Below are 12,253 nucleotides of genomic sequence, written 5' to 3'. Positions count from 1 at the left end.
GCCACTCGTCCCTCGATGGCCGACTCAGCCGACCGCGGTGGGCGCGGTCGGCGGGCCGGCGGCCAGCGGCAGGTGGATGGTGACGCTCAGGCCACGCCCCCCGGGTCCGTCCGCGACCTCGATGCGCCCGTCGTGGGCGGCGGCGACGGACGCGACGATGGCCAGGCCGAGCCCGGCGCCCCCGGTGGGGGCCTCGGTGCGGTCCAGCTGGGCGAAGCGCTGCACCAGCCGTTCGCGCTCCGCGGGCGGCACGCCGGGACCGTCGTCCGTCACGCTGATCGCCGTGCCGTCGGGGCGCTGGCCGATCGTCAGGCCCACGTGCCCGCCGTCCGGTGCATGGCGGATGGCGTTGTCGAGCAGGTTGGCCAGCGCCCGCGCCAGCGCGCGCCCGTCGGCCCGGACGACGGCGTCGCCGGTGCGGGTCAGCGTGATGCCCCGCCGGTCGGCGAGGGCGCGGAACCCGGGCAGCAGCCCGTCGGTGGCCTCGGCGACGTCGACGAGCAGCCGCGGGGCGACGTGACCCGCGTCGGCCCGGGCCAGCAGCAGCAGGTCGTCGACGAGGTGGCCCAGGCGGTCGGTCTCCTCCAGCGCGCTGTCCAGGGCCCGGGTGAGCTCGTCACCGGACGCGTGGCTGCGGGAGAGCTCCAGCTCGGCGCGGAGGATGGCCAGCGGCGTCCGGAGCTCGTGGCTGGCGTCGGCGGTGAAGTCCCGTTCCCGGCGCCGGGCGCCCTGGATGCGGAGGAGCAGGCCGTTGAGCGTCGTCCCCAGCCGGAACACCTCGTCCCGCGACCGCGGCAGGGCCAGCCGTGCGGAGAGGTCCTCCGCGCTGATCGCCTCGGCGTCGGCGGTCATCCTGGCGATCGGGCCCAGGCCCTGCCGGGCCACCCGCCAGCCCGCGAGGCCGGCGAGCAGGGCGGCGAGGGGGGCCATGACGACCACCAGGCGCAGCAGGCCGGCCTGGGCGTCGCGGACGTCCTCGAGCTCGGTGACCACGACGAGGAGGCGGTCCCGGTCCAGCGGGACCGCCAGCGCCCGCCCCGGTTCGTCGTCGTCGACGACGTCGGTGAACAGGACGCCGTCGCGGAGCGCGGTCGCGGTCTGCGCGTCGGAGAGGAGCGGAGCGCCCCGCAGGCGGGGGCCGGACCCGCTCACCACCCGACCGTCCGCGCCGATCACCTGGGTCTCGAACTCCGGCGACTCGACCCCGCCGAGCTGCTCCTCGTCGATGTCGTCCCGACTGGCCCGCGGCCCGGAGAGGTAGTCGGCCGCGGCCACCAGGGTCCGGTCGGCCTCTCCCCTGAGGATCTGGCCGAGGCCCCAGTACGCCAGCGCGGCCAGTCCCGCGAGGACGGCGAGGAAGACGGCGGCGAGGGTCGCGCCGAGCCGCGCGCTGATCGGCAGCCGCTGCCAGGCCCGCACCGGCGAGAGCGCGATCACGAGGGCTCCGTCAACCGGTAGCCCGCACCGCGGACGGTGTGGATCAGCCGGGTGCCGAACCGGCGGTCGATCTTGTCCCGGAGGTACTTCACGTAGACGTCGACGACGTTCGAGCCCTCCTGGGAGGAGACGCCCCACACGTGCTCGAGGATCTCCGCCCGGGGGACGACGTGCCCCTGCCGCCGCAACAACAGGTCCAGGACCGCGAACTCCCGCGGGGAGAGCTCGACCGGGGTGCCGGAGAGCGCCACCCGTCGCGTGGTGGGGTCCAGCTCGAGCGGGCCGCACCGCAGCACGACCTGGTGCGACGTGCTGCCCCGGCGGATGAGCGCGCGGACCCGGCTGACCAGCTCGGTGAAGGCGAACGGCTTGACCAGGTAGTCGTCCGCCCCCGCGTCGAGGCCGGAGACGCGGTCGGAGACGGTGTCGCGGGCGGTGAGCATCAGGACCGGTGTCCACACGTCGTCCGCACGCAGCCGGCGCAGCAGTTCGAGACCGTCGAAGCCCGGGAGCATCACGTCCAGGACCAGGGCGTCGTAGATCGCCTCCCGGGTGAGCTGCAGCGCCGTCGGGCCGTCCGCCGCGGTGTCGACGTCGTAGCCCGCCTCGCCCAGACCCCGGCACAGCACGTCGCGCATCTTGGGCTGGTCCTCCACGACGAGCACTCGCACGACGCACCTCCGTGGTCCCCGTGCCAGTGTCCCGCTCGCCGGCAGCTCGGGAGAACGGCCGGAACTCTCCGCAGTCACCCGAATGCGAAGTGCAGGTTTCCTCCGCAATTCCGTGAAGATGAGAGATCCTTCACCAAAGCTCTGGTAGCGCAACAGCTGCGGAACTACGCTTCGCCACGCCTCGTCCACCACCGACAGTTCATCCATGATCCACCTGCACGACGTGCAACCTGACCTGCGCGTTCTACGCGGACTGTAGTACCGGCCGCTCGTTCCCCGTGAGCGAGGTCCCACCCCCGGTTCCGCGCTGCGGCCAGGGACGTCCTGCCGTGCGCGCACCATTCGACGCGCCCGGTGACCGGTGCTCGGCCCGCCATTCCACCGACGCCCGCGGACTGGACGTCAGACCATTCCGCGTGCATTTCCTGCGACCCGACGCGAGGTGACGAAGCGATGGGCGAGCCGGAGCCGTCGCGTCCCCAGCGCGTGCTCTTCGCCAGCGCTGAGGCCTACCCGTTCGTGAAGGCGGGCGGGCTGGCCGACTTCAGCGGTGCGCTGCCCAAGACGCTCGCCGGGCAGGGCCTGGACGTCCGGCTGGTGCTGCCGGGTTACCGCGGCCTGCACGGGGAGGTCGTGACCCGGCTCGACGTCCCGCTCGGCCCGATCGGCGAGCAGGTCGAGGTGCGGCGCATCGCGCGCCGCGACGGGGTCGACGTCCTCGCCCTCGCCGTCGCGGGCTGGTTCGACCACGACCAGCCCTACGGCTACCGGGACGACGACGTCCTGCCGTTCGTGCTGTTCTCCCGGGCGGTGACCGAGCTCGCCGCGCAGCCCGCGTGGCGCCCCGACGTCGTCCACTGCAACGACTGGCACACCGGCCTGGTCGCCCAGGAGGCCCGCCAGGGCCGCCACCGGCGCGCGCTCGAGCACACCGGGATCGTCTTCACGATCCACAACCTCGCCTACCAGGGCCCGGTCGGGGTGGCCACCGACCAGCTCATCGGGCTGCCGCACGCCGGGACGCTGCTCGAGCGGGGGATCGCCTTCGCCGACCGGGTGAACACCGTCAGTCCCCGGTACATGCAGGAGATCCTCGGCTCGGCCCAGGGGTGCGGCGTGGAGGGGCTGCTGCAGGCGCGCGGGGACGCGGCCCGGGGCATCCTCAACGGGGTCGACTACGAGGAGTTCACCCCCGAGCAGGATCCGTGGATCGACACCCGCTACGACGGCTCCTTCGTCGTCGGCAAGCGGGCGAACAAGCAGGTGCTGCAACGGATGAGCGGCCTGGAGCAGGCCGCGGACCGGCCGCTGCTGGGCATGGTGGCCCGGCTGGTCCCGCAGAAGGGCGTCGGGCTGCTCTGCTCGGCTCTCGACCAGCTGGTCGACCGGGGAGCCCAGGTCGTGGTGATGGGCGAGGGCGAGCCCCGGTACCGGCGCGACCTGCAGGCCGCCGTCCGCCGCCACCCCGGCAGCGTGGCCTACCACGCCACGGCGCGGGAGGCGCTGGCCCGCCAGGTGTACGCCGGGTCCGACCTCTTCCTCGCCCCGTCGGTGTTCGAGCCCTGCGGGCTGACCCCGCTGATCGCGCTCCGCTACGGCACCATCCCCGTCGTCCGCCGCACCGGCGGGCTGGCGGACACCGTGAGCGACTACGCCGAGGACCCGGAGTCGGGGCTCGGCTTCGTGTTCGTGCACCGCCGGGTCGCCTCCCTGCTGTCCGCGGTGGACACCGCGCTGGCGGTCTACCGGCGGCCCCTGGAGTGGCAGTCCCTGCAGCGGCGGGCGATGGCGGCGGACTTCTCCTGGGAGCTGCCCGCCCGGGAGTACCTCGACCTGTACGAGGCCGCCGTGCGCCTGCGCAGGAACGCGGCGACGCCGTCCCTGGGCTCCGGGACGCACGGGTACGCCGGCCCGCGGTCGCGGCGGAGACGGCCGGCGCCCCTGCCCCTGGCGCTGGTGCACCACGCGAACCAGTACCTGATCACCGACGGGTACGCCGACCGGGAGGGCCTCAGCTCGCTCGTCACCGGCTACACCGGGCTGCTCCGGCTGCACGAGAAGTACCGGATCCCGGTCAACCTGCACGTGTCCGGGACCCTCGTCGAGGCGGCCGCCTGGTACCACCCCGAGTTCCTGGCCTGCATCCGCCGGCTGCGGGAGAACGGCCTGCTCTCGCTGGTGGGCGGCACCTACGCCGAGAACGTGCTCACCGCCTTCGACCCCGAGTTCAACAGCCGCCAGCTGCACGAGCTGTTCTGGCTGTACCGGCGGCACCTCGGGTGCGATCCGCGGGACCTCGACATCTGCTGGGTCCCCGAGCGGGTGTGGGACACCGACCGGCTCGCCGGGGTGCTGACCGACCCGGGGCTGCCCAACGGCGGGTACCGCTACGTGCTGCTCGACGACCGGCTGCTCTACCCGACCGACGGCGCCGACGGCGGCAGCGACCGGGCGGACTTCGACGGCGCGGACCCGGCCAGCCCGCCGCCGGCCGACGCCCTGCACCCGTACGCCATCGCCGGCGGCAACGGGCTGGAGATCGTGCCGATGTCCACCCGGCTGCGGTACTGGATCCCGCCGGAGGACAAGAGCCACTGGCGCAGCCTGTCCCGCGTCGCGGAGCTGAGCACCGCCCCGGGCGACGACACCGTGCTGGTGTACGCCGACGACATGGAGAAGGGCGCCGGGGTGGGGCCCTGGCACCCCAGCGCGCTGGACCGCTACGAGACCTTCCTCCGCTGGCTGGCCGCCCAGTCCACGCTGGCCCCGGTGTCGCTGCCGGCGTGGCTGCGGCAGCGCCGGCGCGCCCCCGGCGTGCGGACCGTCGCGCCGGGCACCTTCGTGGAGCTGGCGGAGGACTGGCACGCGGGGGAGGACTACCGGGGCTGGTACCAGGACGACGCCTGGCGCCCCTACCAGGAGCACCTCGTCCGGGCCCGGGCGTCCGTGGCCGCGGCCGAGACTGCCGGCGCTGAGCCGCGGCTGACCGCCCTGGCCTGGAAGCACCTGCTGGCCTCGGCGTACGAGACCGCCTGGCACGACACCGACCGCCCGGACCGGCCGCCGGCCGCGTGGGCGAAGGCGGTGGCCAGCCACGCCCGCGCCGCCACCGTGCTGGCCGCCGCGGCCCGCTGGTTCGGCCGGGCCGACCGGCCGCTGGGCGCCGAGCGGGTCGACGTCGACGACGACGGTGACGTGGAGCTGGTGCTGCGCAACGAGCACCTGTTCGCGGTGTTCGCGCCGGACCACGGCGGGCGCCTGGTGTACCTCGCCGTGGCCGGGCCCGACGGCGGCGCCCTGGTGGTCGGCAACCCGACCGACGACTGGAACTGCCAGGAGGCGATGAACCGGTACATGGACGTGCCGGCGAACCACCCCGGCGCCCTGGCGGACCTCGCCTCGGTGCACGACCGGTTCGAGGTGACCGTGCACCCCGGCGAGGGCGTCCTGGCCGTCGAGCTGGAGGACGTGCAGCCGGACAGCCCGTTGCGCGGGCTGCGCAAGCGGGTCCTGGTCGAGGCCGGCGACACCGTCCTGCTGGTCGGCTACGACCTGCCGGTGGACCTGCCCTCGCTCACCGTGGAGACCTGCCTGTCCCCGGACTACCACCAGCTGCTGCGGGACGGCGCGGACGCGCTCCACCGGCTCGAGGGGCGGACCTGGCGCGGCGCGCGCACCGACCGGGTGGGCGTGTGGGTCGCGCTGGCTCCCGACGAGGACACCTCCTGGTGCCCCCGGCCGGCGGTGGAGCCGGGACACGGACACCTGGTGCGGCTGCGGGCGGCCACCCGGAGGTTCCACCTCGCCCTGGGCGCCGGGGCCGTGGACGACGGGACGGCGGCGGCCGCCGTGCTGGCCGGGCGCGAACGGCTGGCCCGGATGACGGAGGCGGCCGCGGCCGGGGCGCCGCGGTGACCGCCGGTACCAGCACGGGCGCCGACGCCGCGTCCGAGGCCCGGCGGGCCGAGCGGCGGGCCATCGCCGAGTCGCTGCTGGAGTCCCCGCCCCCGCTCCAGCAGCTCGGCGCGCGCCGCGTGGTCGTGCGGGAGCGGTCGGTGGTGCACCTGTCCCGGAGCCGCCCGGTGGTCCGGTGGGAGCTCACCGTGGACACCGGCTCCGGCCCCGCGCCGCTGACGGTGATCGGGAAGGGGTACCGCAAGGGCGGCGGCGAGGAGGCCGGGCGGCTGCTCGGCCAGCTGCGGCGGGCCGGCTTCGACGATCCCCGGCTGCAGGTGCCGGCGCCGTTCGGCTTCGACCCGCTGCGGCAGGTGCTCGCCCAGGAGGAGGCCCCCCCGACGACGCTCCGCACGCTCCTCGACGCCGCTCCGGAGCCGGCTGCGCCCGCGGTCGGCCAGGTGGGCCGCTGGCTGGCCCGCCTGCACGGGGTGCACGGCGTCGACGTGCCGGTCCTCCCCGGTGACTTCGAGCGGCACAAGCTGACCGAGTACGCCACCGCGCTGGTCGAGGCGCTGCCGGCCGCGGCGGCCCGGCTGCGGGCACTCACCGCCCGGACCCTCGACGTCCTGGCGGCCGGCGGCGCCCGCCCGGTGGTCACGCACGGCGACTTCCAGCCGGGGAACATCCACCTGGACGAGGACCGGGTCGTGGTCATCGACTTCGACCGCGCCGCGTACGCCCCGGCCGCGCGGGACCTCGGGCACTTCATCGGCCAGACCCTCACGATGGGCGCCTCGCGGCACGGCTCCCTCGAGGCCGCGGCCGCCTGGGTCGAGGCGTTCCTGCACGGCTACACCACGGCCGGCGGGGACCCTGCCGCCGTCGCGGCCGCGCCGGCCTACGTCGCCCGCACGTTCGCCGAGGTGCTCTTCTACCGCCTGGTCGTCCGGCCGGTGCCCGACCGGTCGTTCGTGTCCGCCTGGCTGGACGCCTGGGAGCGCTGCCTCGACCCGCCGCCGGGCGGGGGGCGGACGTGAGCAGCCGCCGGCCGCAGCGGCCCGGCCCGCCGCCCCGCGTGATGCGCGCCCCGGAGGTTCTCCGGACGTTCGCGCCCTTCCTCCGGCCGCAGTTGCCGCTGTGGGTGCTCGCCGCGGTGCTGGCGCTCGCCGGGACCCTCGTCGGGCTGCTCAAGCCGTGGCCGCTGAAGTTCCTCTTCGACGAGGTGCTGCTGCCGGTCGAGTCGTCCGGCCGGGGCGACATCGGGGGCACGCTCGCGCTGATCGTGCTCGCCCTGGCGGGGATCACCGTCCTGGACGCGCTGCTCTCGACGGCCCGCAGCTACACGCTGACGGTCGTGGGCGAGCGGGTCGCGGCGGGCATCCGCACGCGGCTGTACACCCACCTGCAGGACCTCTCCCTCGACTACCACCAGCGGACACCGACCGGTGAGCTGACCACGCGGCTGACCGGTGACGTGGACAAGGTGCGCGGGCTGCTCACCGGGACGCTGGTCGACGCGTCCACCAACGTGCTCACCCTGGTGGGCATGGCCGGGATCATGCTGAGCCTGGACTGGCAGCTCAGCCTGGCGATGCTGCTGGTCCTCCCGGCGCTGCTGTTCACCGTCGCCGGCTTCCGGGCGCGCATCCGGGCGGTCGAGGAGAACGCCCGGGAGATCGAGGGCGACCTCGCCGCGGTCGCGCAGGAGTCGCTCACCGGCGTCAAGCTGGTCAAGGCGCTCGGGCGGGAGGCCCACGAGGCGGCGCGGTTCCGGCGCCGGTCGGACGCGTCGGTGGCCGCCGTGCTGGGTTCCTCCCGCACGACCGCGACGTTCGTGCTCGCCATCGACGTGGTGGTCGCGGTCGCCGTCGCGGGTCTGGTCTGGCTCGGCGCGCAGCGGGTGATCGCGGGTGCGCTCACCCCCGGGGACCTCCTGATCTTCACCTCCTACCTGCGGGACTTCTTCGGCCCGACCCGCGCGCTGTCCAAGCTGCCGGCCCAGCTGACCCGGGCCGGGGTCCGGGCGGCGCGCATCGCGGACACCCTGGCCACGGTCCCCACCGTCGTCGACCGGCCCGGCGCCCGTCCGGCGCGCCCGCCGGAACGGGCGCTGCGGCTGGAGCGGGTCGGCTTCGAGTACACCCCCGAGCGCCCGGTCCTGTCCGACGTCGACCTCGTCGTCCCGGTCGGCCGGACGGTGGCCGTGGTGGGCCCCACGGGCGCCGGCAAGTCGACGATCGCCGCCCTCCTGTGCCGGCTGCAGGACCCCACCAGCGGCCGGGTGCTGCTGGACGACGACGACCTGCGCGACCTGACCACCACGAGCCTGCGCCACCAGGTGGGCCTGGTCCTGCAGGAGGCGCTGCTGTTCCGGGCCACGGTGCGCGAGAACATCGCCTACGCGCGGCCGGACGCCTCGCTGGAGGAGGTGCAGCACGCCGCCCGGCTGGCCCAGGCCCACGATTTCGTCGTCGCGCTGCCCGACGGGTACGACACCGTCCTCGCCGAGCGCGGGACGACGCTGTCCGGCGGCCAGCGGCAGCGGCTCGCCCTGGCCCGCGCGGTCCTGCAGGACCCACCGGTCCTGGTGCTCGACGAGCCGACGACGGGTCTGGACGCCCGGTCCGAGCACGCGGTGCTGCGCGCGCTGGAGCGCGTCAGCTCGGGCCGCACCACGGTGCTGATCACCCACCGCATGGCGGCGGCGATGACCGCCGACGAGATCGTCGTGCTCGACGGCGGCCGGGTCGTCGAGTGCGGCACGCACGACCGGCTGGTCGCCGCCGGCGGGCTCTACGCCGAGATGTGCCGCCTGCAGGGCCTGGGCGCCCGCGGGTCCGGGCACGCCGGCGAGGCCCGGCCCGGCACGGAGGCGGTGAACGGGGTCGCCGTCCACAAGGGCACCGAGCCGCGCAACGGCGCCGAGGCCGTCAGCTACGGGCGTCACGCCGCGCGAGGTGTCGCCGAGGCTGCCCAACCCGTCACCCACCTGAGAAGAGCGCGACCGTGACGCAGCACGACACGCAGCCTGCACCGAGCGATCCGGCGGCCAGCACGACCGGACGCGCCGAGCGTGTCCTCGCGGTCGTCCCCGAGGTCGCCGAGCCGGTCACCGACCCGACCGACCACCTCCTGCTGCGCAGCTCGGTGCACCGCCAGGGTGGCCGGTTCCCGGCGACGGTGGTCGACGAGGACGGCCTGTTCACCGTGCTGGAGGACGCCTACGAGCTGGGCCGCTGGCGCGGGTGGCGCCGCACGGAGCAGGGGACGTCCAACACCAGCTGGTTCGTCCGCACGGATGCCGGCGACGTGGTGCTGCGCCGGTCGCACAACCTCAAGACGGTGGCGGGTGCCGAGTTCGAGTGCGCCCTCATCGACCACCTGCTCGGGCACGGCTACCCCGCCCCACCCGTGGTCCGCACCCGGAACGGCGCGGTCCTGGTGGAGGTCGAGGGCGTCCTGCACATGGTGATGCGGCTGCTGCCCGGCGGCGGCTACGACCCCGACGACCCCGCGCACCTGGTGGCGGTGGCCCAGGGCCTCGGCCGCTACCACGCCATCGTCTCCGAGCTCACCGATCCGGCCGAGCGACGGCGCTCCTCGGCGTTGGCCTCCCTGGGACAGCTGGGGCGGGAGGACCTCTGCTCCGCGGTGGAGGTCGTCGCGCCGCTGCTGCCCCCCGAGGCCGGCACGGCCCTGCGCGCGGACGCCCGCTACCTGGCCGACCGGATGGAGCGGCTGGACGTCGAGCTCGGGGAGCGCCAGGACGCCCTCACGGCGCTGGTCGTCCACGGGTCCTACGGCCGCTCCGCAGTGCTGCTCAGCGAGGGCCGGTTGACCGCGGTCCTCGACTTCGACCGGGCCGCGCACGACCTGCTGGGCCTGGACCTGGCCTACGCGCTGAAGTCGTTCTGCCGTCCGGGCGGGCTCCGTGGCTCCCGGGTCGGCATCGACCCGGACCGGTGCCGGACCTTCCTCCGGCACTACCGCGGCCAGGCCCCCCTGGCGGGGGCGGACCTCGCCGCCATGCCCGGGCTCCTCGAGGCCCAGCGGCTGGTCATGGTCGTCAAGAAGTGCGACAACCTGCTGACGAAGCAGGCGATGGTCCCGCAACAGGCGAAGGACGCCGTCAAGTTCTCGCTCGTCCTGGAGCGCGAGTGCGCCCGCGTGCGCTGGCTGGCCGACAACCCCCACACCCTGACGGAGGACGCATGAGCCCGATCGCGAGCAAGACGCAGCACCACGAGGTCAAGGAGCACCAGCTCGCTCGTGCCGAATGGGTCTGCAGCCCGGAGTTCCTCGACCGGTACGTCCGCCCGCACGTGGGCGCGGACGCGCCGGCCACCGGCGGGACGTGGACCACGCAGGTCATCCAGCTGGACGGCTCCGGGGCCGCGACGGTCCGGGCGGAGCTCGACGGCAGCCGGCCGGTGTTCGCCAAGCTCTTCCCCTTCGACGACGGCCCGGCGGTCCACGACAAGCTGTGTGCGCTGCGAGCGGCCGGTCTCGGCGCGGGGCAGCGCTACCAGGTCGTGGAGCCGCTCGCCTGGATCGACGAGGAGAAGGTGCTGCTGTGCCGCGGGGCGCTGGGCTTCCCCATCTCGGACCTGCTGGGCGGCGACGTCGACGTGCTCGCCCGGGCGACGGCGGAGGCGGGTCACTGGTTGGGCCGGCTGCACGGCCCGGACCTGCGGATCGGGACGGCGCACTCGCTGCTGGTCACCGGGGAGCTGACCAGCCTCGGCAAGCGGCTGGCGAAGGTGTGCGCCAGCCATCCGGGCTACCTCCGGCAGGGGCTGGCCATGCTGGCGCAGCTCGACGCGCTCACCTACGACACCGTCGACGGCATCATCGCCCAGAGCCACGGGCAGTACCGGCCGATCCACGTGTTCCTGTCGCCCGACGTCGTCACCGTCATCGACCTGGACCGCAGCGCGCCGGCGGACCCGGCCCGGGACGTCGCGGAGTTCCTCCACCGGCTGCGGCTCGGGGTGCACACGGCCACCGGGGACATGAGTCGCGCCGACCCGGCCTCCGCCTCGTTCCTCGCCGCCTACCGGGAGTCGGCCCGCGGTGACGAGCACCTGGTCAACCTGCGCTTCCACTGGGCCCGGTACGTGTTCCACAGCCTCAACGGCCGGGTGAAGGTCGACGAGTCCACCTACGAGGACGGGGGCAACGCCGAGTACCGCCTCCTCGTGGCCGAGTTCGACCGCATCGTCTCGGGACGGGCCGGGGCGTGACGGCGGCGACAGCGCCCCTGCTGGACCGCAGGGGGGAGCCGCTGCCGCTCCCCGAGCTGGCGGACCTGTGGCCACTGGGCGGCTGGCAGTCGGTCGAGCCCATCCCGGTCGGCAAGAACGAGCACCTGCGCCTGACGGCGGGGGACGGCGTCCACTACCTCCGCCGCTCCCACCGGGCCAAGCCGCGCGACGAGCTCGTCGCCCAGCTGCAGCTGATGCGGGAGCTGCGCGCCCGCGGCTTCCCCGCGCCCGAGGTCGTCCCCACCCGGACCGGCGCCGACCACGCCGAGATCTCCGGCCGGTGGTGGGTGGTCACCCGCGGCATCGCCGGCGCGCCGTTCGACGACGGTTCCCCGGCGCACCTGGGGGCACTCGGGCAGGTGCTGGGCCGCTACCACCGGCTGGTGGCCGACCTGCCCGCGGTGGTGACCGAGCCCCCGGCGCTCGCCGAGCTGCGGCTGCGGATCGCGCGGCCGGACGTCGGCCCGGCGCTGCGGGCCCGGGCGGTGGAGGTGGTCGGCAGGCTGACCGCGCTGCTGCCGGAGCTGCCACGGGTGGTCGTGCACGGCGGCGCCCGGCGGGGGAGCCTGCTCTTCGACGGGGACCGGGTGGTCGGCGTCCTGGACCTCGACAGCGCGCACGCCGACGTGCGGGTGCTGGACCTCGCGGTCGCCGTCCACGACGTCGGCAAGGTCTACACCCGGCTCGGCGACGAGGACCACAAGGTGGCGCTCGACCTCGACCGCGTGACCGCCGTGCTGACGGCCTACCGCGCGGAGGTCCGCACCGCACCGGCCGAGGCGGAGGCGCTGCCGCTGCTGCTGGAGGCCAAGCGGCTCAAGCGGGCCCTCGGCCGGATGAACCGGGCCCGGGACGGGGAGCAGCTGTCGGACAACGACCACGCCAAGATCCACCTCGAGGACAACCGGCTGTCCTGGCTGGACGAGCACCGGGCGGAGCTGGTCGCCACCTGCCGCCGGGCCCTCGCCTGACCCCTGGCGGCCA

8 protein-coding genes are annotated in these 12,253 nt (G+C 75.0%); 6 read left to right on the top strand and 2 right to left on the bottom strand.

The features are described from left to right. Positions 1-24 precede the first annotated feature (24 nt). Both HL189_RS05575 and HL189_RS05570 read right to left on the bottom strand, forming a co-directional pair. Positions 25-1,437, bottom strand: a complete 1,413-nt coding sequence (locus HL189_RS05575) for a sensor histidine kinase (protein ID WP_369132717.1) — start codon at positions 1,435-1,437, stop codon at positions 25-27. Beyond that, positions 1,434-2,108: a response regulator transcription factor gene (locus HL189_RS05570; RefSeq protein ID WP_369132716.1), complete on the bottom strand. Its 675-nt coding sequence runs from the start codon at positions 2,106-2,108 to the stop codon at positions 1,434-1,436. The genes HL189_RS05575 and HL189_RS05570 overlap by 4 nt, the downstream gene beginning before the upstream one ends. Positions 2,109-2,561: 453 nt before the next feature. Here HL189_RS05570 and HL189_RS05565 point away from each other — a divergent pair, with 453 nt between their 5' ends. Genes HL189_RS05565 through HL189_RS05540 form a run of 6 tightly spaced genes read left to right on the top strand, consistent with a single transcriptional unit; the run spans position 2,562 to position 12,240 of the window. Continuing rightward, a complete protein-coding gene (locus HL189_RS05565; protein ID WP_369132715.1) occupies positions 2,562-6,023 on the top strand; it encodes a glycogen/starch synthase in 3,462 nt (1,153 codons plus the stop codon). After that, complete coding sequence (locus HL189_RS05560; RefSeq protein WP_369132714.1) at positions 6,020-7,042, top strand: phosphotransferase; 1,023 nt, start codon at positions 6,020-6,022, stop codon at positions 7,040-7,042. Before HL189_RS05565 ends, HL189_RS05560 begins: the two co-directional genes overlap by 4 nt. After that, complete coding sequence (locus HL189_RS05555) at positions 7,039-9,015, top strand: ABC transporter ATP-binding protein (RefSeq protein ID WP_369132713.1); 1,977 nt, start codon at positions 7,039-7,041, stop codon at positions 9,013-9,015. The genes HL189_RS05560 and HL189_RS05555 overlap by 4 nt, the downstream gene beginning before the upstream one ends. After that, entirely contained in the window at positions 9,012-10,220 is a 1,209-nt protein-coding gene (locus tag HL189_RS05550; protein WP_369132712.1) for a phosphotransferase, read from the top strand. The genes HL189_RS05555 and HL189_RS05550 overlap by 4 nt, the downstream gene beginning before the upstream one ends. Further along, positions 10,217-11,248 carry a hypothetical protein gene (locus tag HL189_RS05545; protein WP_369132711.1) on the top strand — a complete coding sequence of 344 codons (1,032 nt, stop codon included), beginning with the start codon at positions 10,217-10,219 and terminating at the stop codon, positions 11,246-11,248. Before HL189_RS05550 ends, HL189_RS05545 begins: the two co-directional genes overlap by 4 nt. Then, entirely contained in the window at positions 11,245-12,240 is a 996-nt protein-coding gene (locus HL189_RS05540; protein ID WP_369132710.1) for a phosphotransferase enzyme family protein, read from the top strand. The genes HL189_RS05545 and HL189_RS05540 overlap by 4 nt, the downstream gene beginning before the upstream one ends. The last annotated feature ends 13 nt before the right edge of the window (positions 12,241-12,253 follow it).

The organism is Modestobacter sp. I12A-02662 (genome assembly GCF_041028325.1).
In the GTDB taxonomy this organism is placed as follows: domain Bacteria; phylum Actinomycetota; class Actinomycetes; order Mycobacteriales; family Geodermatophilaceae; genus Modestobacter.
Note: the sequence above shows the minus strand (reverse complement) of the source record. Positions and strands in the feature narration are given on the sequence as shown.

Bases quoted from the DNA above. Each gene is read 5' to 3' on its own strand.
- HL189_RS05545 (WP_369132711.1), top strand. From the start codon at position 10,217: ATGAGCCCGATCGCGAGCAAGACGCAGCACCACGAGGTCAAGGAGCAC.
- HL189_RS05565 (WP_369132715.1), top strand. From the start codon at position 2,562: ATGGGCGAGCCGGAGCCGTCGCGTCCCCAGCGCGTGCTCTTCGCCAGC.